The organism is Oceanibaculum indicum P24, assembly GCF_000299935.1.
Taxonomy (GTDB): Bacteria; Pseudomonadota; Alphaproteobacteria; order Oceanibaculales; family Oceanibaculaceae; genus Oceanibaculum; species Oceanibaculum indicum.
In genome coordinates this window covers 177,915-194,045 of sequence record NZ_AMRL01000002.1, presented here as the reverse complement: position 1 = coordinate 194,045, position 16,131 = coordinate 177,915, and the positions used below count along the sequence as shown (strand labels likewise).

At 66.2% G+C, this 16,131-nt stretch carries 34 protein-coding genes and 1 pseudogene; 31 read left to right on the top strand and 4 right to left on the bottom strand.

What is annotated here, in order from left to right; genetic code table 11:
• Positions 1-215: 215 nt before the first annotated feature.
• From P24_RS02885 to P24_RS20685, 3 genes and pseudogenes are all read right to left on the bottom strand, one after another.
• Positions 216-755, bottom strand: coding sequence for a hypothetical protein (locus tag P24_RS02885; protein ID WP_008943195.1), 540 nt, complete (start codon positions 753-755; stop codon positions 216-218).
• Positions 756-765: 10 nt separating this feature from the next.
• Complete coding sequence (locus tag P24_RS02880) at positions 766-1,239, bottom strand: S24 family peptidase (protein WP_008943194.1); 474 nt, start codon at positions 1,237-1,239, stop codon at positions 766-768.
• A 30-nt stretch (positions 1,240-1,269) separates the two neighbouring features.
• Positions 1,270-1,419, bottom strand: a pseudogene (locus P24_RS20685) (helix-turn-helix domain-containing protein); the annotation flags it as partial.
• A gap of 157 nt (positions 1,420-1,576) precedes the next feature.
• Here P24_RS20685 and P24_RS02875 point away from each other — a divergent pair.
• Positions 1,577-1,954 (top strand): helix-turn-helix domain-containing protein, encoded by a 378-nt coding sequence (locus tag P24_RS02875; protein ID WP_202802345.1) that lies wholly within the window; start codon positions 1,577-1,579, stop codon positions 1,952-1,954.
• 117 nt (positions 1,955-2,071) lie between these two features.
• Here P24_RS02875 and P24_RS02870 read toward each other — a convergent pair whose 3' ends face one another.
• Entirely contained in the window at positions 2,072-2,389 is a 318-nt protein-coding gene (locus P24_RS02870; RefSeq protein ID WP_008943192.1) for a hypothetical protein, read from the bottom strand.
• A gap of 177 nt (positions 2,390-2,566) precedes the next feature.
• On the opposite strand from P24_RS02870, the gene P24_RS02865 reads away from it, so the two are divergent.
• The 30 genes from P24_RS02865 to P24_RS02730 all read left to right on the top strand — a co-directional run bounded on the left by P24_RS02865 (position 2,567) and on the right by P24_RS02730 (position 16,129).
• Positions 2,567-3,013 (top strand): phage regulatory CII family protein, encoded by a 447-nt coding sequence (locus tag P24_RS02865; protein ID WP_008943191.1) that lies wholly within the window; start codon positions 2,567-2,569, stop codon positions 3,011-3,013.
• On the top strand, positions 3,010-5,289 hold the full coding sequence (locus P24_RS02860; RefSeq protein ID WP_083859469.1) for a Mu transposase C-terminal domain-containing protein: 2,280 nt from the start codon (positions 3,010-3,012) through the stop codon (positions 5,287-5,289). The genes P24_RS02865 and P24_RS02860 overlap by 4 nt, the downstream gene beginning before the upstream one ends.
• Before the next feature lie 19 nt (positions 5,290-5,308).
• On the top strand, positions 5,309-6,031 hold the full coding sequence (locus P24_RS20250) for an AAA family ATPase (RefSeq protein WP_008943189.1): 723 nt from the start codon (positions 5,309-5,311) through the stop codon (positions 6,029-6,031).
• Positions 6,031-6,585, top strand: coding sequence for a hypothetical protein (locus tag P24_RS19045; RefSeq protein ID WP_008943188.1), 555 nt, complete (start codon positions 6,031-6,033; stop codon positions 6,583-6,585). Before P24_RS20250 ends, P24_RS19045 begins: the two co-directional genes overlap by 1 nt.
• Positions 6,582-6,974 (top strand): hypothetical protein, encoded by a 393-nt coding sequence (locus tag P24_RS02845; RefSeq protein WP_008943187.1) that lies wholly within the window; start codon positions 6,582-6,584, stop codon positions 6,972-6,974. The genes P24_RS19045 and P24_RS02845 overlap by 4 nt, the downstream gene beginning before the upstream one ends.
• Positions 6,964-7,395 (top strand): hypothetical protein, encoded by a 432-nt coding sequence (locus P24_RS02840; protein WP_008943186.1) that lies wholly within the window; start codon positions 6,964-6,966, stop codon positions 7,393-7,395. Before P24_RS02845 ends, P24_RS02840 begins: the two co-directional genes overlap by 11 nt.
• Positions 7,392-7,760 (top strand): hypothetical protein, encoded by a 369-nt coding sequence (locus P24_RS02835; protein ID WP_156816144.1) that lies wholly within the window; start codon positions 7,392-7,394, stop codon positions 7,758-7,760. Before P24_RS02840 ends, P24_RS02835 begins: the two co-directional genes overlap by 4 nt.
• Complete coding sequence (locus P24_RS02830) at positions 7,757-8,095, top strand: helix-turn-helix domain-containing protein (protein WP_008943184.1); 339 nt, start codon at positions 7,757-7,759, stop codon at positions 8,093-8,095. The genes P24_RS02835 and P24_RS02830 overlap by 4 nt, the downstream gene beginning before the upstream one ends.
• Positions 8,070-8,222 (top strand): hypothetical protein, encoded by a 153-nt coding sequence (locus P24_RS19980; protein WP_156816143.1) that lies wholly within the window; start codon positions 8,070-8,072, stop codon positions 8,220-8,222. Before P24_RS02830 ends, P24_RS19980 begins: the two co-directional genes overlap by 26 nt.
• A 12-nt stretch (positions 8,223-8,234) precedes the next feature.
• Positions 8,235-8,774: a host-nuclease inhibitor Gam family protein gene (locus P24_RS02825; protein ID WP_008943183.1), complete on the top strand. Its 540-nt coding sequence runs from the start codon at positions 8,235-8,237 to the stop codon at positions 8,772-8,774.
• Positions 8,774-9,070: a DUF2312 domain-containing protein gene (locus tag P24_RS02820; protein WP_008943182.1), complete on the top strand. Its 297-nt coding sequence runs from the start codon at positions 8,774-8,776 to the stop codon at positions 9,068-9,070. Before P24_RS02825 ends, P24_RS02820 begins: the two co-directional genes overlap by 1 nt.
• Positions 9,067-9,309, top strand: a complete 243-nt coding sequence (locus tag P24_RS02815) for a hypothetical protein (RefSeq protein WP_008943181.1) — start codon at positions 9,067-9,069, stop codon at positions 9,307-9,309. Before P24_RS02820 ends, P24_RS02815 begins: the two co-directional genes overlap by 4 nt.
• A complete protein-coding gene (locus P24_RS19975) occupies positions 9,309-9,533 on the top strand; it encodes a hypothetical protein (protein ID WP_156816142.1) in 225 nt (74 codons plus the stop codon). The genes P24_RS02815 and P24_RS19975 overlap by 1 nt, the downstream gene beginning before the upstream one ends.
• Positions 9,530-9,763, top strand: a complete 234-nt coding sequence (locus P24_RS02810) for a hypothetical protein (RefSeq protein WP_008943180.1) — start codon at positions 9,530-9,532, stop codon at positions 9,761-9,763. Before P24_RS19975 ends, P24_RS02810 begins: the two co-directional genes overlap by 4 nt.
• On the top strand, positions 9,763-10,032 hold the full coding sequence (locus tag P24_RS02805; RefSeq protein ID WP_008943179.1) for a hypothetical protein: 270 nt from the start codon (positions 9,763-9,765) through the stop codon (positions 10,030-10,032). The genes P24_RS02810 and P24_RS02805 overlap by 1 nt, the downstream gene beginning before the upstream one ends.
• On the top strand, positions 10,029-10,541 hold the full coding sequence (locus tag P24_RS19040; protein ID WP_008943178.1) for a hypothetical protein: 513 nt from the start codon (positions 10,029-10,031) through the stop codon (positions 10,539-10,541). Before P24_RS02805 ends, P24_RS19040 begins: the two co-directional genes overlap by 4 nt.
• Entirely contained in the window at positions 10,538-10,810 is a 273-nt protein-coding gene (locus tag P24_RS02795) for a hypothetical protein (RefSeq protein WP_008943177.1), read from the top strand. Before P24_RS19040 ends, P24_RS02795 begins: the two co-directional genes overlap by 4 nt.
• A gap of 1 nt (position 10,811) precedes the next feature.
• Positions 10,812-11,429 carry a hypothetical protein gene (locus P24_RS02790; protein WP_008943176.1) on the top strand — a complete coding sequence of 206 codons (618 nt, stop codon included), beginning with the start codon at positions 10,812-10,814 and terminating at the stop codon, positions 11,427-11,429.
• Positions 11,422-11,700, top strand: a complete 279-nt coding sequence (locus P24_RS02785) for a hypothetical protein (protein ID WP_008943175.1) — start codon at positions 11,422-11,424, stop codon at positions 11,698-11,700. Before P24_RS02790 ends, P24_RS02785 begins: the two co-directional genes overlap by 8 nt.
• A gap of 10 nt (positions 11,701-11,710) precedes the next feature.
• Entirely contained in the window at positions 11,711-12,010 is a 300-nt protein-coding gene (locus P24_RS02780) for a hypothetical protein (RefSeq protein WP_008943174.1), read from the top strand.
• Complete coding sequence (locus P24_RS02775) at positions 12,007-12,321, top strand: hypothetical protein (protein ID WP_040706284.1); 315 nt, start codon at positions 12,007-12,009, stop codon at positions 12,319-12,321. The genes P24_RS02780 and P24_RS02775 overlap by 4 nt, the downstream gene beginning before the upstream one ends.
• Positions 12,318-12,617: a hypothetical protein gene (locus P24_RS02770; RefSeq protein WP_008943173.1), complete on the top strand. Its 300-nt coding sequence runs from the start codon at positions 12,318-12,320 to the stop codon at positions 12,615-12,617. The genes P24_RS02775 and P24_RS02770 overlap by 4 nt, the downstream gene beginning before the upstream one ends.
• The gene (locus P24_RS02765; RefSeq protein WP_008943172.1) at positions 12,614-13,327 is read left to right on the top strand and encodes a regulatory protein GemA; all 714 of its coding nucleotides are present in this window, start codon (positions 12,614-12,616) and stop codon (positions 13,325-13,327) included. Before P24_RS02770 ends, P24_RS02765 begins: the two co-directional genes overlap by 4 nt.
• Positions 13,320-13,736 carry a hypothetical protein gene (locus tag P24_RS02760; protein WP_008943171.1) on the top strand — a complete coding sequence of 139 codons (417 nt, stop codon included), beginning with the start codon at positions 13,320-13,322 and terminating at the stop codon, positions 13,734-13,736. Before P24_RS02765 ends, P24_RS02760 begins: the two co-directional genes overlap by 8 nt.
• 134 nt (positions 13,737-13,870) lie before the next feature.
• Positions 13,871-14,356: a hypothetical protein gene (locus tag P24_RS02755; RefSeq protein ID WP_008943170.1), complete on the top strand. Its 486-nt coding sequence runs from the start codon at positions 13,871-13,873 to the stop codon at positions 14,354-14,356.
• A gap of 11 nt (positions 14,357-14,367) precedes the next feature.
• Positions 14,368-15,060, top strand: coding sequence for a hypothetical protein (locus P24_RS02750; protein ID WP_008943169.1), 693 nt, complete (start codon positions 14,368-14,370; stop codon positions 15,058-15,060).
• Complete coding sequence (locus tag P24_RS02745) at positions 15,057-15,284, top strand: hypothetical protein (protein ID WP_008943168.1); 228 nt, start codon at positions 15,057-15,059, stop codon at positions 15,282-15,284. Before P24_RS02750 ends, P24_RS02745 begins: the two co-directional genes overlap by 4 nt.
• The gene (locus P24_RS02740; protein ID WP_008943167.1) at positions 15,277-15,483 is read left to right on the top strand and encodes a TraR/DksA C4-type zinc finger protein; all 207 of its coding nucleotides are present in this window, start codon (positions 15,277-15,279) and stop codon (positions 15,481-15,483) included. Before P24_RS02745 ends, P24_RS02740 begins: the two co-directional genes overlap by 8 nt.
• Entirely contained in the window at positions 15,480-15,833 is a 354-nt protein-coding gene (locus tag P24_RS02735) for a DUF2730 family protein (protein ID WP_008943166.1), read from the top strand. Before P24_RS02740 ends, P24_RS02735 begins: the two co-directional genes overlap by 4 nt.
• On the top strand, positions 15,830-16,129 hold the full coding sequence (locus P24_RS02730; protein WP_008943165.1) for a VpaChn25_0724 family phage protein: 300 nt from the start codon (positions 15,830-15,832) through the stop codon (positions 16,127-16,129). The genes P24_RS02735 and P24_RS02730 overlap by 4 nt, the downstream gene beginning before the upstream one ends.
• Positions 16,130-16,131 lie beyond the last annotated feature (2 nt).

The window sequence follows — 16,131 nt, the reverse complement described above, 5'->3', positions numbered from 1 at the left end:
GACCGCTATCCAGCGAGCGGAGACATGGACCCCCGGTACAAGACCGGGGGTGACTGTAACCCGACAGATGGTTTGAGTAATCCGGGATAAGGCGGGACAACCCGGCATAATGTGGGACGGGCCGCGGTTTCCTGCGGGTTTGAACGGGTGTTTAGGTCACCCTCAAAAAATTGGCGCGCGACATGAAACTGAAAGTGTCGCGACGCCTGATTTGATCACTTGCAGTAAGCCCTGCCGATCTCGTCGAAGCTGCCCCGGGCCAGCATCTTGGCGATGTCGACCACAACCACCGTCACCTCCCTGCTGCCCTGGTAGTGGTTCAGGACATTGTTGCAGGCCTGCCAGGCTAGCATGTCGCGGGATTTGCCGTTGTCGATGACGCCGACGTAGAGAAAGCCGCTCTGCGCCCAGGCGGCATCCTTCACGAGCTGCATGCCCATGACGGCCTTTAGGATGTCCGGCTTCGCGGCTTCCAGAGCCGCTGTGTCCGCTGCGTACTGCTCCTTCGCCGCCAGGTCGCGGCGCACCTGTTCCAGGCGGGCTTCTTCCCTGGCAGGATCGACCTTCGCGGGATCGACGCGCGGAAGCTTATTATCCCTGCTGTTCCCAGCATAAAGTCCAACCACTGCCAGTACGATGATGAGCGGCCAGAAGCCTTTCTTACCCTTCTGATACCAAGGGCTGTTTTCCCGCTCACGTCGCTTTCGGTTCTTCTCGCCGTGCAGCACGGAATCGGGATGACCGGACCCTTCCATCGCAACCTCCCTAGAAAAGCCCGCCGTGCCAGATGACATGGCCGATGACGTGCAGCTCGGCGGCCTGGTCGGCGGTCAGCGTGTCCCCTGAATAGCGCGGGTTGTCGGAGAAGATCAGCAGCTCGCCGGTCAGCTTCGGCGAAATGCGCTTCACCAGGAGCACGCCGCGCCAGCTGATCACATAGATCGCGGCGTCGCGGATCGTGCCAATCGACATGTCCACGATCAGCAGATCGCCGTTGCTGATCGTCGGCTCCATCGAATCGCCCTGGGCTTCGATCACGCAGATATCGCGCGGGCTTCGCCGCAGCGTGCGGCGTACCCAATCCTCACGAAACGCAATGTAATCAACGATCTGCTCGGAATGAACGAGCGCGCCCGCCCCGGCGGATGCCCGCACTTCGTAGCGCGGAACCTGGACGTAGCCATCCAGCTCGGCTGTCGCCGTGATCATCTGCTTCTGCGCAGTTTGGCTTTCAAGCATTTGGCCCTCCCCAGTTGCAAGCCACTTTAGGCTTACATCAACTGCGCGAGCAAGGGCGACAAGCCGTTCGCGAGAAGGGTCTGAGGCCCCGCGCAAATACTTACGGATAACCCCCTCCGATAATCCAGCTGCGTCTGCTAGCCGGGAAATACTGCCGGATTTGCGGACCAGCTCGTCCATCCGTGCGGTGAAGCCATCATCAGATCGTACGTTCATGCTGTTTTGATCAGGGTGCATGGCTAGGTGCATCCTGATTGCAGGTGTACGAAGAACGGATTAAATCTATTAAAAACAATATATTAAATGCTCTTCGCGTGCTGATGTTCAAAAAATCAGCATGAACGTACGTTTTCCGGTTCTCATTTCGTACGTTTGTGATTATCTTCATGTCATGTCCATCACATCATCAACCGTTGACATCCCGAAAGAACCCGCCATCCGGCGGGCCTGGGTCGTCTATCAGCTTCGCATCCGGGGCCTGAGCTTCGGCTCGCTCGCCCGCGATTCCGGCGTGTCCCGCCAGGCCATCAGTAATGCCCTGCTGATGCCCTCCTCGCACCTTGAGGAAATCATCGCCGAGGCGATTGGCCTGACCGCGCAGGAGCTGTTCCCCGAGCGCTTCGACACCACCGGCCGGCGACTGCACCGGACACGATCCCCGGAGCGTAACACGCGGGCCAACCCCGACAATGTCAAAACAGGAGAGGCGGCATGAACAGCGCCATGCGCCTCCGCCAGCGGCTGCTGGTTTCCATCGCCAGGGCGTGCCTGCGGGCGGCTGGGGTGGAGACCTATCGAGAGGAGCGGCCACTAGGCCAGTTGCCAGCTCGCTTCACGTTGAAGGCGGACGCTTCGGGCCTTGCCGCAAGTGTTCTGAAATCCCGGCGTGAACTACACGGCAGGCGGCGATGATTTCGTCTCGCGCCTTTGACCGAAGCATCATGGCGGTGGCGTCGTCTTCACCCAGGATGAGCGCTTGTAAATCTGCGGCCATATCCTGTTCCAGGGCTTCTATAGTCGAGATCGGATCGTTCGTATCCAGAACGACCATTGCGATAAGCCGATTGATCAGCAGCTTGTGCGCCAAGGTCCGCGCGGCAGCACCGTCCATTTCAGCCCTCATCGCTTCCAAAACAGGCATAAGGTCCATCGAATCCCTCCTCGGCTGTGTGGAAGCTCCGAGTGTAGGGCAAGGCCGGGCGGTTGTCTTTGATGCCCCTTCGACAACTGTCCGGCCCGCAATTCCGCGATCCGTTCTCCTCCCTGACTGGCCGGGCGCTTCGTCCGTAGCTTCGGCGTCCGGCCGCCTTTTTTCGGGGGCGGTGGCATGAAGGCGAAGGACGCCCGCACGCTGGACCTGTTCGCCTGGGAGCCGCCGGCCCTGGAGCAGCGGTTCACCTTCGACGACGTGCGAGCGGCCACGCTGGACGCGGCTATCGCGAAGGGCATCAGCCTGGTCATGGCGGAATCGGAAAAGAGCCGTGAAGAGATCGCCGACGAAATGGGCCGCTTTCTCGGTCAGCCGATCAGCAAGAACATGCTCGACGCCTATGCGAGCGAGGCCCGCGAAACCCACAAGATCAACGTGCCGCGCTATCTGGCCCTGGTCCACGCGACGGGCGACCGGCGGCTGCTGAGCCTGCTGGCCGACCAGTTCGGATGGGCGGTGGTAGACCGCCGCTACCTGAAGATCGTCGAGGCGACAATGGCGGCGGAGCGCGCGGAGGAGCTGGCGGACCTGTCACGTCGGTTGCGCCGGGAGGCCGGCCGATGAAGGCGGAATGGTTCACAGCCGCCGAGCTGGCGCGCCTGGCGCTGCCGGGTTTGCCGGGCACAAGACAGAATATCGCCTCGCGCGCTAAGCGTGAAAACTGGCGGAGCCGAGAGCGCAAGGCATCTGGCGGTGGAATTGAGTATCACGTCTCCAGCCTGCCTCAGCCAGCGCGAGAGGTGCTGGCTGCACGCGCCGCTGCAGAAGCTGCAAAGCAGGCGCCCGCCCTGCCGGCCCCGGCGCCCGCGAAAGCAGCCCGCCCGGACCCGCGCTATCTGACCGGCAAGGGCCAGCTGCGGCTGGATGCCAAGCTGGCAATCCTCGCCGCCTGGGATGCCTTCTGGCCGCCCTGCGGGCTTGGTCTGGTGCAGGCCCAGCACAAGTTCGTCGGACTGTACAACGCCACTGAAATCGCCGTTGAAGGCTGGGTGCGCGACACCGAGCGCACGATCAGCTTCGCCTCCCTGCGGCGCTGGATTGCCCGGCGCGAGGAAGGGAACATCAACCAGCTGGCCGGCCGCTACAAAGGGCAGGCAGGGCGCAGCACACTCGGCCTGGCCAGTGAGGTCAAGGCCGCGCTGGGCGGCATCCTGGCGCAGCAGCCAATGCTTTCCGCCGGCACGGTGCGCGACCAGCTGCGCCAGCGCTTCGGCGAGACCATCCAGATCGAGATCGACGGCCAGCCGGAAGAGCGGCCCTTGCCCTCGCTGCGGCAAATCCAGCGGGAGATAGCGGCCTGGCGGCAGCAGAACAGCCAGGCGCTGGCCGCTGTCAGCGACCCGGACGGCTGGAAGAATCACCATATGGTCGCGGTCGGCAGCGCGTCGGAGGGCATCGTCCGCCCGAATCAACTGTGGGAGATCGACGCCAGCCCGGCCGACATGATCTGCGTCGATGGGCGCTGGTCGATCTATGTCGCCATCGACGTCTATACCCGCCGGCTGCTGGTCTATATCAGCCGGACGCCGCGCACCGAAGCGGCACTGCTGCTGATACGCCGCGCCATCCTGGCCTGGGGCGTGCCGGAGACGATCCGCACTGACCAGGGCAGCGACTTCACCAGCGCCATCATGCGCCGCGCGCTGGCCCTGCTGCAGATCAGGCACGACGCCGCGCCACCGTTCAGCCCGGAGCGTAAGGCCTTCGTCGAGCGGCATATCGGCTTCCTGCAGCACGACCTGATGCCGATGCTGCCCGGCTTCGTCGGCCACTCGGTCGCCGACCGGAAGAAGATCGAGGGCCGCCGGAGCTTCGCGCAGCGCCTCGGCGAATCGCCGGAGAAGCTGCTGCAGGTCTCCATGACTGGCGAAGAGCTGCAGGAGGTTTGCGACTATTGGGCCGGCACACAGTACGAACACCGGCCGCATGGCGGGCTGGAAGGCCGAAGCCCTGCCGAGAAGCTGGCCCACTACACGGGCGACCTGCCACGCATCGGCAATGAGCGCGCGCTTGACCTGCTGCTGGCCCCTGCGCCGGCCGGTGATGGCCAGCGCGCCGTCACCAAGAAGGGCATCAAGGTCGAAGGCACCTGGTTCTGGTCGGATGCCCTGATCCCCTGGGTCGGCACCGGCGAGCGCTTCGATATCCGACTGGACCCCGAGGATATGGGGCGCATCTACGTCTATCGCGCCGAGCCCTGGGAGTTTGTCTGCGTGGCAATCGACCCGGATCGGCTGGGTCTCGACCGCCGCCAGATCGCCGTGCAGGCGAAGACCGCGCAGAAGGCCTGGGTAAAGGAACGCCGGGCAGAGCTGCTTCGCGCCGGCAAGCAGTTCCAGCCGCACCACATGGCGGCAGCACTCCTGGGCACCGCACCCGCCGGTCCCATCGCCTACACGACACCGGCGCTGGAAGCCGCCGCCAATGCCGCCGGGCCAGAGCGCCAGGCGCCGGCAGACCCCATCGTTATCCGCGATCTCACGCCGGACATGGAAGAGGCTGCGGCCAAGCGCTTCCACGATATCGAAAGCCGTGCCGGCAGCACTTCCAGCAGCGACAGCGCGCCGGCCATTACACCCGCTTCAAACCCCGTTCAATCGACTGCATCCGAGCCGGCCTATGCCGGCCACCGCCGCTATGTGCCTACCGGCCTCTCACTGGCGCAGACCGAGGATTTGGCCTGGGCGCTCTGGATGCTTGAGGACGAGGCGCGCGGCACACCGAAGCAGCGCCAGGCGCTTACCGAAATGCTCGCCCGCCGGAGCTTCCGCCAGCTGGTGGAAACCCTGGCCGAGCAGATGCCCACGACCGGTGGGGAGATCACGAAACAAACGGCTTGACGCGAGCAAAGGAGGAGAAATGCGCGCGCGATTTGTACAGACGAGCAATGTCAGGCGGTTCCTGGGCGGTGTCGATGCGGTCGAGCATCGGGGTGCGCCGGAAGCCTGCCTGATGCTGGTGACCGGCGATGCCGGGCACGGCAAGAGCAAGACAGGCCAGTGGTATGGCGCATCCGAGAACGCGGTCTTCCTGCGCACAAAAGCCGCAACCACCCCGCACTGGATGATGCGTGACCTGGTGGCGGAGCTGGGCGGCACCCAGCCCGGCAACACCACGGAAAGGCTCTTCGGCCAGGCACTGACGATCCTGGCGAAGGAACCGCGCCCCATCGTGGTGGACGAGATCGAGCATACGCTGCGCGACATCACGGTGCTGGAGACGCTGCGCGACCTGACCGACATGGTCGAGGTGCCGCTGATCCTGCTGGGCCGGGAGTATGTCGCCGGCAAGCTGAAGCTGCAGCCGCAGCTCTGGTCGCGGATCAGCAGCGTGATCGAGTTCCAGCCGGCGACGCTCGACGACGTGCGGCTCTGCGCCAACGAGCTGATCGACATCGACCTTGCCGAGGATGCCGTCGCAGCCATCCATAAGGCCGCTGACGGCCGCATTCGCGAGGTCATCAAGGCGTTGGCTGTGGTCGAGCGCGCCGGGCGCAGGCTTGGCCGGCCGATGACGGCCGCCGATCTGGCGGCCCTGCCGCTCTGCCATGACGCCCCGGTGTTCCGTCGGAGGGCCGCATAATGGCGCGGACAGCGGAACTGGTGCTGCGGGAGATCATCGCGACCGGCGATTGCGTGACGCCATCGCAGATCGTCTCCAGCACCGGCCTGTCGTCAAAGCAGGTCAAGCACTCGCTGGACGTGCTGACCCGCAACGGCTTGGCCACCACACCACGCCGCGCCTGCTACCGCGCCACGGATGCCGCGCGGCAGGGCGACGCAGAGGTCAGCAGCGGGCCGCGCAAAGGTGTGCCGCAGGGCCGCCGCCTGACATCGGCAAGTGGCCTGCGCGGCCGCACCTGGTGGGTGCTGCGCAAAATCCGCAAGGGCACGCTGGCAGACATTGTCGAGCTGGCTGCCAAGGCCGAGAAGCGGCCGGAGACGGCGGTGCAGGCCTATCTCTCGATCCTCGCCCAAGCCGGCTATGTCCACGTACTGCGGCGGCCGACGCCCGCCCGTTATCTGCTGGTCCGCGATACCGGGCCGCAGGCGCCGAGCTGGAGCGCGCGCTACGGCACGATCTACGACCCGAACACCAGCGAGGAGATCGCGCTGCAGAATGGCGGTGACGCATGAACGCCGCTGCCATCGACCGCGCCCGTGCCGCCTGGGGCGAAAGCATCCCGGCCTGGATCGAGACGCTGGCCCGCGAGGCCGACCGCACCAGCCAGTCGAAGGTCGCGCAGGCGCTTGGTTACAGCGCCAGCGCGGTCAGCCAGGTGCTGGCCGGAAAGTACAAGGGCGATCTGCGCGCGGTCGAACAGGCCGTGCTGGGCGCCTTCGCCGGCCTGGTCGTCGAATGCCCAATCCTGGGCGAGATCAGCCGCGCCCGCTGCATCACCGAACAACGCCAGCCATTGCGGGCCACCCAGCCCGGCCGCCCTGCCTTGTGGCGGGCCTGCCGGGGCATTGGCCGGCCGCGTTGTCCCCACAGCCGCATCGAGGAGGAGAACGATGCCAGTTGATCACACACAGAGTTATCCGACCGGCCGGCTGATCGCGCTGGCCTGGGGCATCGACCAGATGCTGCATGACGGCGGTGCGCCCGTGCGCCAGCAGGAGGAGCAGATCGCGGCCATCCTGCAGGACGTGGCCGGCCAGGTGGACGGCGTGTCGCCAAGTGCCGCCGGTGATCTGCGGCGCATGGCCGGAGGCCTTGAGGGGCGTGTCCGTCGCGGCGATTGGCAGAGGCTTACCCCCAGCGGCGTGTCCTTCCTCGCCCAGGTCATATGGGGCGCTGCCGCCGACCTGGCGCTGAAGGGTCTGCCCGGCCGCCCGGCCGAAGACGGTACTGGCGAGTTGATCGTCATCGACTTCCCCGGCCGGTCTGCGGTCATCCACTATCCGACCTGGCCCATGGCCACGGACGGCGGAGACGCAGCATGAGCGCCGCCGCACACAGCCCTGGAGCCGTCCAGATGGACACCAGCCCGCTCGGTATGCGCGTGCAGCTCGGCAGCAAGAGCTGGGGCCGCGTCGTCAGCTACCGGCTGCTGGAGAACGCCCGGCTGCTGACCTATTGCCAGCCGGAGGGTGCCAGCGAGGGGCAGGCCTCCGTTCCGGTTCTGGTCACCATCCGGCCGGATGGAGTCGCACAGGCGTCACCACCGGTGGACGTGGCGTCCGCGATACTGACCGCCCATCGCGTTGCCGGCGGCCTTGATACCCGCCAGCCGGTGAACGCCCAGCTGCAGCAGCTGGCCATCGCTGTGATCGCCATGAGCGACCAGTTGCGCGGCGGTGCGTCATGACCGCCATGGACCCGTCGCGCATCCGCATCTTCGACGTGCAGCGCCTGGTCGCGAGACAGGCCGGTATCCGTATCGCGGAGCTGCTGCGCGAAAGCCGAGAGCAGCCGCTCGCACGGGTGCGGCAAGAGGCTTACTGGCTGGCCCGTAAGCTGACCGGCCGGAGCTACCCCTATCTCGGCGCGGCCTTCGGCGGCCGCGACCACACGACCGTCCGTCATGGCGTCCTGCAGATCGAGCGCCTGCGCCGGACGGACCCGGATGTCCGCGACCGTCTCTACCGTCTCGAACTCCAACTGAAGGAGACCGTCCATGCGTCTGCTGCCCCTGTTTCTTGATGGCCTGCTTGACCGGCTGCTGCGCCGCCACCGGCTGGCCCCGCTGCCCCATGCCGAGCGCCTGGCGCTCTCCGGCGCCGTATCCGACATCGCCGGCCCGATTGACCGGCCTTCCAACCGCCTTTGAAGGAGCCTGAACATGCAGTTGAGCGACATCGAAGCCCGCGCCGCGCGCCTCGCCAAGACCAGGGCCAAGCTGGCCGAAGTGGTGGGCGACCTGGACGCGGACATCGCCAAGGCCCGCCGCCGCAGGATGCCCATCATCAAGAAGCTGGTGGCGGAGGCCGAGGCCGAACGCTCGGCGATCCAGCTGCTGGTCGAGGACAACAAGCACCTGTTCGTCCGGCCGCGCACCGTCGTTATGCACGGCATCAAGATCGGCCTCGCCAAGGGCAAGGGTAAGATCGAGATCCCGGACGCGGCCCAGGTGATCAAGCTGATCCGCAAGCAGCTGCCGGAACAGGCGGACCTGCTGATCAAGACCACCGAGGAGCCGGTGAAGGGGGCCATCGCCGGCCTGACCGTCGCCGAGCTGAAGAAGATCGGCGTCACGGTGATCGAGGCCGGCGACCAGGTTGTGATCAAGCCGACCGATGGCGAGGTCGAGAAGCTGGTCGATGCGCTGCTGAAGAGCGCTGCGGAGACCGGTGAGACGGCCCCGGCCGGGGAGGCTGCGTGATGGCTGATGTCGGCGGGATTTCCGGCGAGCGGCTGCGGTCGTTCGTCGAGCGCATCGAGCGGCTGGAGGAGGAGAAGGCAGCGCTGGCCGCCGATATCCGCGAGATTTTCGCCGAAGCCAAGGGCGTTGGCTTCGATACCAAGATCCTGCGCCAGGTGCTGAAGCTGCGGAAGCTGGACCGCGAGGACCGGCAGGAGCAGGAGACGCTGCTCGATCTGTACATGCAGGCGCTGGGCATGGCCCCGGCCGCTGACGGCGACGACGATGGCGGCGACGCCGGGGCGGGTGAGGAATGACCCGCGCCCTGTCCGAGACAGAAGCGGCCCTGCTGACCGCGCTGGAGCTGGCGCGGACCTATGTCGCCAATGACCTGCAGTGCACGCTGGAAGCCGTCTGCGACCTCAATCCTAATACGCTTGAGCCTCTCCGCGAGACCCTGTCCGACGAGGACCGGCCCAGCATCGAGGGGATCGAGCGCGACCTTGCGGTGATCGATGCCGCCATCGCGGCCGCCAAGGCCGAGGCGGGTGCCTGATGGCCAAGACACCGCGGCTATCCCCTGCAATGCGGAAAGTGCTCGAAAACATCAAGGCCGGCCGCAGTGCAACGCACGGCTTCCCTGGCGGGCGTTCAACGGCCGGAGGATTGAGCGGGACATTCGTTGCCCTCCATCGCCGCAGATATCTGGACCGCGACGGCAACATCACTGCTGCTGGCGAGGCGGCCTTGCAGGGCAACGCCAAGGCAGGTGCGGCATGATCGAGCTTCGCTACGACAAGGAATACGCCGTCGAGAGGTTCGACGAGGTCGAGGTGACCATAGACGGCAGGACATATGAAGGCGTGGTCCGCCACCTGCATCCGAAGCTCGATATGCTGACGGTGGGCTATGTCGACCCTTACGATACCTACCGCACCACCTCCGCGCCTAAGCACAAAGTCGCAAGAGTGCCGGTGTCGGCCTGCGATCTCATCAGGAGGGCCGGCTGATGATCCAGCTGGTCCGCACCCCCATCATCCGCCGCGCGCCGGTGTTGCTGGCCTCGGCCGATCCTGCCGCCGCCACCGTCGGCTTCCAGGCGACGGGCTATGTGTACGAGGCCGTCGAGATCGAGATCGGCCTGTCCGACCGGCACCGCTATCTGCTGCGCGCGCCGATGACCGCCTGGGACCGGCTGTGCCTCCGCGTCGAGGAGGTCGTGCAGGGCGATGCCCTGCGCCGGCTGCGCGCGGAAGACGCCAAAGCAGGTGCGGCATGAACGAGCTGGCCTACGCCCACCTGACAAAAGACCAGATCGCTTCGGTCAAAAAGCAGCTGGCCGACCAGTACAACACGGTCTGGTTCGATTGCGACGGCTACCTGGTGACCGCATGCCTGATGCGGATCGGCAAGCTGAAGCTTGGCATCCGCGTCTATGTGAACGGGTGCTGCATGCATAGCTGGCTTCTGTCGTCGAGTGAGGCAGAGGAAGGCAGGCGCTTCTATCGCCTTGCCACCAGGCGCCTGCATAGTGCGAAGGCGCTTTCCGACCTGGTGCGCGCCGTCGGCAAGCGAAGCAAGATATACAAAGAGTTCGCCAGCCAGACATACAGCTACCGCGCCTATTACTGGACGTCAGCCGCGTCGATGCTGCGGCATTTCCACGACAACAACGCCTCGGTGCGCCTCCTGGATGAAGCGGAGGCGAAGCTCCGTATGGAAGCTCTGCAGCCCGAACTCGCCGCCGCCAGGGAAGCCGCGCTGGTGACCAAGGCGGGTGCGGAATGACCGCCGTCGGCAAGCTATGCCCGGTGCCCGGCTGCGAGGGCATCCAGAAGCCCGGCAAGCTGATGTGTTTGCCTCACTGGCGCCGCGTGCCGAAGCCGCTGAAGGACGCTGTCTGGGAGACGTGGCGCGCCTATGAGGCCGCCGCCAAAGACCGCCGGTCCTATAGCGACCCTGATCGCAGCAACGAGTTCTTCGTCCGCCGCCGCGCCTATCGCTTCGCGGCGGACCAGGCCGTGAAGGCTGTTTCACCCCCGACCGAAGGAGACTGAAATGCCGTTTGAAGCCATCGATCCGCGCCCCGCAGCGTCCGCCAGGGTGCCTGCCGACGCCATCGTGATCAGCACCCGCCAGTCAGGCCTGGGCGCCCGCAAGAAGTATGCGCAGATGCATTTCGGCGAAGCCATCGCCGGCAAGCTGGGCATCAAGGATGGCGTCAGGCTGGCGCTGGCCTGGGGCACCGGGGCCGACGAGGGGCGGCTGAAGCTGGAGGTCACCGACGGCGCCGGCCATGCCGTTAAGCGCTACCGGGGCAACGGCACGCTCTACACGACCATCGGCAGCATGCCGAGCTGGTACAGCGGCGAGACGGTGAAGCGCGGGCGGTGCCATGCGCAGATCCTCGAAGCGACGCGGGGGGGCACCGTATGCCGTGCTGCGCATGCCGTGCGCCTTCGTCGACCGTGTCGTGGATCTCGACGAACAGGGCGCCTGACCATGCGCGCGGATGAGAAATATCCCTTCCGTAGCCACCGCTCCATGGCCGAAGTGATGGCCTACGAGGCGCGCATGGCTGCCTTCGAGGCGGCACGGGAGGAGACCCGCACCAGGCATCGCGAGCGCCATCTTCTGCCGCCGGCCGAAGCCGACAAGGCGGTGGCCAATGGCTGAGTGTGATTGCTTCGTCTGCCGCGTCGTCGCCCTTGTGGGGGAGGAAATCTCCGCTTACCGCCTCGATCCTGACAAGAGGAACGAGCCAGCAGGCGCCGCGACAGCGCATGTCATGGGCAAGATGTGGGGCGTCCTCGACGCGATGCTGAAGCACGCCTACACCCCGGCGCAACAGATCGAATTCGCCGAGGCCTACGCTGAAGAGTTCGTGAAAATCGTGAAGGCCAGGCTGGCCGACAGTGCGCCGGCGCCGACCGAGACGCGGCACTGAGGGCACGGCCATGATGCTCGCGCCTCGCCCTGCCGACTATGACGCCGCCCAGCACCGGGCCAACTGCCGCGCGCATGCGAAGCACCGCGCCTGGCAGCGTTATGGGCTGGCCCTGAGCGAGCGCGAGCTGCGGGACATGGAGGCGCTGATCTGGCAGGGCAAGGCCAAGTGGGTTGCCGATGGCCGTAAATCTTTGTGCCAGATCTACGAGCTGCGCCTGAGGAAGCGCCGGCTGCTGGCGATCTTTTCCATTCAGCTGGAGATCATCGTCACCTTCCTGCCACCAAAGCGGGGGGCGTGGATCAAATGACCCCGGCCGAGCGGAAGATCGTGCAGGAGCTGATCAAGGTCACCGGCCTGCTGGCCCGCCAGCAGCGCAAGCCGCGCTATCGCGACATGCTCAACCGCACCGTAGCGGCCGCAGAGGCTGCGCTTGCGGCGGCCGAGGCCGCCTCATTCGAGGGCGAGAATATTAAACGGCCCACCGGTGACCCGCTGGAGCAGCTGCGTGCAGCCCTTGCCGCCTGCGAAGCCGCAGGCCTGCCCGGACACCTTGTAGCCGGTGAGGTCTATCACGGCTTCCGCCTTTCGACCCTCATGGACCAGGAGCCTGCCCGATGACCGTGCCGCCGGAAATCTTGGCGCGCGGCTATGTGGCTGGCCGATATGACCAGCGAGCCGGCCGGCCAGAAAAGCCCCGCATGATCCCGGAAGGCGAGTGCGTCGCCTGCGCCCGGCGGACAATGCCAGGCCTGATGTTTTGCACGAGCTGCCGGGGCCGCCTGCCCGATGACATCACAGCGCGGATTTCCCGCGCCCGCGACGACGTCCTGGGGGCGCCGCAATCCAAAGAGGCGATCCGGGCTTTCGGCCGCGCGGTCTGGAGCGCCATCGACTATCTGGAGAATGTGCGATGACCGCCGCCAGCAAGATCAATCCGAAGACCTTTGGGGCAATCCACGCCAGCAGAAAGCAGATTGCCGGTCTGGCCGATGACACCGCCTGGCGCGCCCTCCTGGTGCGCGTGACGGGTAAGGACAGCCTGCGCACCATGACCGGGCCGCAGCTGGGCAAGGTCATCGACGAGCTGCACCGCCAGGGCGCCCGCAAGACACCGCCGAAGCGCGCCTTCAAGGGGCGTACCCGCAAGCTGGCGGATAGCGATCAGGCGCAGAAAATCCGCGCACTCTGGCTTGCGCTCTGGCACCTGGGCTGCATCGCCGATTCGTCGGAAGAGGCACTGGCGGCCTTCGTGAAGCGCCAGGCCAAGGTGGACGCGCTGGAATGGTTGCCAGCCGACAAGGCCGCTGGCGTTATCGAGGCGCTGAAGGGCTGGCTTGCCCGGCCCGCAGGCAAGGGCGGCGGTGGTGTGTCCTGGTCCAGCCAACCGCCGATCAGCGACCGGCAGGCTGTCGTCGAGGCGCAATGGCGCCGGCTGCTGGATCTCGACGCCATCGCCCAGCCCCATATCGGCTGGTGGGACATGGCCTACCGCATGCGCGCCGCGCCGGCCGCACCGCAGTTCTATTCCACGAAGGACTGGGATTCGGTGATCGCGGTCTATGGCCGCTTCATCCGCAAGGCGCTGGCCAAAGCGCAGGCCGGCCGGAAGGATGCCGATGGCTGACGACGCGGCCACCATCGCCAGCCTGCCGCCGGTCCTGGCTGAGATCGCGCGCCAGCTCAGCGTCGGCGTGGCGCTGGGCTTTGCGCGTGAGCTGGGCGGCACCAGGCTGTCGATTCCGAAGTCGCCGACACCGGCCTTCGTGCGAAAGGTTGGCGGCGAGCCTCTGGCCCTGTATCTATGCGCCAAGTATCCTGACGACGAGATGGACGTGCCCATCGGCCCCTACAGCTCGTTGCGCCAGCAGCGGCGGGCCTTCCGGGAGCGTGTCGCCAGTGCCCCGGCCAGCGCCTCGGAGATCGCCCGCGCGGAGGGCATCACCATCCGCACGGTGCGCCGGTATCGCGCATCCGACCGCGAAGAGCCGCGCCCGCTGCCTCTGTTTCCTGACCTCCCATCCGGCAACCGGTGACAGTCTGTCACCCCTGTTTTGATGTTCCGCCGCGCGCATCGTGACGGCTGAGCGAGGCCGGGCATCTCCAGCGTATGCGTCAAGCACACGTCCTGCCCGGACCTCGCTCAACCCGCAACGAGGCGAGCAGGCAAATGGACGTCCGGCAGCTGGCAAACCAAATCATCCGGCCGACGCTGGCCTATGTCGGCGACGGCCTGCCGGGCTTCGCGTCCGAGGCGGCCGTCCGGCTGCTGCTGGGCACTGCCGCCGTCGAGAGCGAGCTGCACTATCTGGCCCAGGTGCCGACAGGGCCGGCGCAGGGCATCTACCAGATTGAACCGGCCACTGCCGAAGACATTCACAACAGCTTTCTGCGGTACCGGTTGCCACTGCGCTCCAGGGTGATGGAGCTGGCGGCGGCCCATCCTGTCGAGGCGCAGCAGCTGGCCAGCAACCTGGCCTACGCCACGGCCATCGCGCGCCTGGTCTATTGGCGCAGCCCGCTGAAGCTGCCCGCAGCCGACGACATCGAAGGCATGGCGGGGATGTGGAAGCAGGTTTTCAACACGTCTCTCGGGGCCGGAGAGCCGGCCAAGTTCATCGAAGCCTATCGCCGGCTTATCCAGCCGAAGCTGTGAAGGAGGGCATCATGTCCGCGCTGAAAAAGACCTGGATTCCCGACCGCAAGTTCCTCGCTGCCGGCGTTGCCGGCGTCGTGACCTGGCTGCTGATCCTGATCGCTGCCGCTGCCGGCGTCGAGCTGCCGGCCGAGACGGCGGCCGCCTTGTCCGGCGGCGTGATGGCGCTGGTGTTCTACGCCGTGCCGCCTAGCGTCGCTGACGTGGTGCGTCGCGTTGACGATACGCTGAAGCAGCAGTTCGCCGAGGAGATCGCCGGCAAGCTGCCGCTCGACCCCGAGACCGCTGCACGCGGCGGTGGCTCGGCAACGAAGCTGCTGGCTGCCTTTCTGCTAGTCGGCGGACTTGCCTTTGCCGGGCCATCGGCCTGCGGCACGATTAGCCTGGTGCAGGCGGACAAGGCACAGGCCTCGCATCAGATCACGGCCGAGCAGACGGTGTACGCTCTGCAGGCGGACTACAACGCCGCTCTGCTGGCCGCCGTAACCTATGTCGAATCCGATCTGGCCGTTCCCGATGTCACGGCGAACATCATCCGCCTGGAGCGGCTGGCCTGGAGCGCGCTGGCCCGCGCGCAGTACGAGGCGCGGCACGGCGGCTCCGCGACCAAGGGGGCAGCCATCGCCTTGGCCCGAGCGGCTATCGACGAGCTGTCCGCCTATCTGCAGAGGACCAAGCTTACCGCGCTGGGAGGCCCGACATGAACGCCGCGCAGCTGCTGCTGCTCGGCATCCAGATCGCCAATGCGATCAGCGCCGGCATCCCGGCCGCCCTGCGCGCCAAGGCCGCCATCGAGCAGATGGTCGCCGAAGGCCGCAACCCCACCGATGCCGAATGGGCGGAGATCAATGCGATCACGGCCGAGCTGCGCGCCAGGCTGCACGGCGCGGGTGGCGCAGACGAGGGCGGCGAGGACGCGGATGGCTGACATCGGCGACCAGGCGCAGGCACTGGAAGAAGCGCAGCGCGATGCTGCGCTGGCGTCTGTTCGCGCCCTGCCATGTGCCAGCGCGGCCTCGATCTGTGCTGACTGCGGCGACGATATCCCGCCCGCGCGCCTGAAGGCCGCGCCCTGGGCGGTCACCTGCATCGACTGCCAGGAGCTGAGGGAGCGCGCGGCCAAATGACCATCCTTGATCAGATTCGCGAGAACTGGCCGCTCATTCTTGCCGCCGCCAATGTCGGCTTCGGCTGGCTCATGTGGCGCTTCAGCCGCGTGTTCGCCAGCAAGAAGAGCGTCGAAGAGCTGGCGACGGCGCATGGGAAAAGCGCGGAGGCTATCCAGATGCTGCAATCCGAACAGAGGGTGATCGCGGAGCGGCTTAACAACCTGCCCTCCGTTCGTGACGTGGCCGACCTGCGGGAGAACACGGCTGCGCTGGCTGAAGCCAGCAAGCACCTGAGCAAATCGATTGAGACATTGTCGCGCCGGGTTGAGCTGCTGACCGAGAACGAGCTTGAGGGAGCGCGCAAATGAGCCTTGCCAAGCTGCTGGAAGAAGATCGCCGGCTGGCGATCCTTCGCCTGCTGGAAAGCCAGCAGGGCTATCACCTGAACGACAGTGTCGTGCAGGACGCCCTGTCGCGGCTGGGCCATGCCGTGTCGCGCGACCAGGTGCGCGCTGACTTCGCCTGGCTGGATGAAGTCGGGCTTCTGAATGTCGAGGTTGTCCTGGACAGGGTTCATATCGCCAAGCTGACCTCGCGCGGCGTCGATGTGGCGAAGGGGCTGGCCACAGTACCTGGCGTGAAACGGCCCCGGCCGGGGGATTGAGC

Excerpts from the sequence above, each read along its gene's own strand:
- P24_RS02750 (WP_008943169.1), top strand. The coding sequence starts at position 14,368 with ATGTCCGCGCTGAAAAAGACCTGGATTCCCGACCGCAAGTTCCTCGCT.
- P24_RS02875 (WP_202802345.1), top strand. The coding sequence starts at position 1,577 with ATGAACGTACGTTTTCCGGTTCTCATTTCGTACGTTTGTGATTATCTT.
- P24_RS02870 (WP_008943192.1), bottom strand. The coding sequence starts at position 2,389 with ATGGACCTTATGCCTGTTTTGGAAGCGATGAGGGCTGAAATGGACGGT.
- P24_RS02785 (WP_008943175.1), top strand. The coding sequence starts at position 11,422 with ATGGCTGAGTGTGATTGCTTCGTCTGCCGCGTCGTCGCCCTTGTGGGG.
- P24_RS02780 (WP_008943174.1), top strand. The coding sequence starts at position 11,711 with ATGATGCTCGCGCCTCGCCCTGCCGACTATGACGCCGCCCAGCACCGG.
- P24_RS19040 (WP_008943178.1), top strand. The coding sequence starts at position 10,029 with ATGAACGAGCTGGCCTACGCCCACCTGACAAAAGACCAGATCGCTTCG.
- P24_RS02830 (WP_008943184.1), top strand. The coding sequence starts at position 7,757 with ATGACCGCCATGGACCCGTCGCGCATCCGCATCTTCGACGTGCAGCGC.
- P24_RS02820 (WP_008943182.1), top strand. The coding sequence starts at position 8,774 with ATGGCTGATGTCGGCGGGATTTCCGGCGAGCGGCTGCGGTCGTTCGTC.
- P24_RS02735 (WP_008943166.1), top strand. The coding sequence starts at position 15,480 with ATGACCATCCTTGATCAGATTCGCGAGAACTGGCCGCTCATTCTTGCC.
- P24_RS02745 (WP_008943168.1), top strand. The coding sequence starts at position 15,057 with ATGAACGCCGCGCAGCTGCTGCTGCTCGGCATCCAGATCGCCAATGCG.
- P24_RS02880 (WP_008943194.1), bottom strand. The coding sequence starts at position 1,239 with ATGCTTGAAAGCCAAACTGCGCAGAAGCAGATGATCACGGCGACAGCC.
- P24_RS02840 (WP_008943186.1), top strand. The coding sequence starts at position 6,964 with ATGCCAGTTGATCACACACAGAGTTATCCGACCGGCCGGCTGATCGCG.
- P24_RS02755 (WP_008943170.1), top strand. The coding sequence starts at position 13,871 with ATGGACGTCCGGCAGCTGGCAAACCAAATCATCCGGCCGACGCTGGCC.
- P24_RS02860 (WP_083859469.1), top strand. The coding sequence starts at position 3,010 with ATGAAGGCGGAATGGTTCACAGCCGCCGAGCTGGCGCGCCTGGCGCTG.
- P24_RS02765 (WP_008943172.1), top strand. The coding sequence starts at position 12,614 with ATGACCGCCGCCAGCAAGATCAATCCGAAGACCTTTGGGGCAATCCAC.
- P24_RS02770 (WP_008943173.1), top strand. The coding sequence starts at position 12,318 with ATGACCGTGCCGCCGGAAATCTTGGCGCGCGGCTATGTGGCTGGCCGA.
- P24_RS02740 (WP_008943167.1), top strand. The coding sequence starts at position 15,277 with ATGGCTGACATCGGCGACCAGGCGCAGGCACTGGAAGAAGCGCAGCGC.
- P24_RS02730 (WP_008943165.1), top strand. The coding sequence starts at position 15,830 with ATGAGCCTTGCCAAGCTGCTGGAAGAAGATCGCCGGCTGGCGATCCTT.
- P24_RS19975 (WP_156816142.1), top strand. The coding sequence starts at position 9,309 with ATGGCCAAGACACCGCGGCTATCCCCTGCAATGCGGAAAGTGCTCGAA.
- P24_RS02810 (WP_008943180.1), top strand. The coding sequence starts at position 9,530 with ATGATCGAGCTTCGCTACGACAAGGAATACGCCGTCGAGAGGTTCGAC.
- P24_RS02790 (WP_008943176.1), top strand. The coding sequence starts at position 10,812 with ATGCCGTTTGAAGCCATCGATCCGCGCCCCGCAGCGTCCGCCAGGGTG.
- P24_RS20250 (WP_008943189.1), top strand. The coding sequence starts at position 5,309 with ATGCGCGCGCGATTTGTACAGACGAGCAATGTCAGGCGGTTCCTGGGC.
- P24_RS19980 (WP_156816143.1), top strand. The coding sequence starts at position 8,070 with ATGCGTCTGCTGCCCCTGTTTCTTGATGGCCTGCTTGACCGGCTGCTG.
- P24_RS19045 (WP_008943188.1), top strand. The coding sequence starts at position 6,031 with ATGGCGCGGACAGCGGAACTGGTGCTGCGGGAGATCATCGCGACCGGC.
- P24_RS02760 (WP_008943171.1), top strand. The coding sequence starts at position 13,320 with ATGGCTGACGACGCGGCCACCATCGCCAGCCTGCCGCCGGTCCTGGCT.
- P24_RS02775 (WP_040706284.1), top strand. The coding sequence starts at position 12,007 with ATGACCCCGGCCGAGCGGAAGATCGTGCAGGAGCTGATCAAGGTCACC.
- P24_RS02795 (WP_008943177.1), top strand. The coding sequence starts at position 10,538 with ATGACCGCCGTCGGCAAGCTATGCCCGGTGCCCGGCTGCGAGGGCATC.
- P24_RS02825 (WP_008943183.1), top strand. The coding sequence starts at position 8,235 with ATGCAGTTGAGCGACATCGAAGCCCGCGCCGCGCGCCTCGCCAAGACC.
- P24_RS02865 (WP_008943191.1), top strand. The coding sequence starts at position 2,567 with ATGAAGGCGAAGGACGCCCGCACGCTGGACCTGTTCGCCTGGGAGCCG.
- P24_RS02805 (WP_008943179.1), top strand. The coding sequence starts at position 9,763 with ATGATCCAGCTGGTCCGCACCCCCATCATCCGCCGCGCGCCGGTGTTG.
- P24_RS02845 (WP_008943187.1), top strand. The coding sequence starts at position 6,582 with ATGAACGCCGCTGCCATCGACCGCGCCCGTGCCGCCTGGGGCGAAAGC.
- P24_RS02815 (WP_008943181.1), top strand. The coding sequence starts at position 9,067 with ATGACCCGCGCCCTGTCCGAGACAGAAGCGGCCCTGCTGACCGCGCTG.
- P24_RS02835 (WP_156816144.1), top strand. The coding sequence starts at position 7,392 with ATGAGCGCCGCCGCACACAGCCCTGGAGCCGTCCAGATGGACACCAGC.
- P24_RS02885 (WP_008943195.1), bottom strand. The coding sequence starts at position 755 with ATGGAAGGGTCCGGTCATCCCGATTCCGTGCTGCACGGCGAGAAGAAC.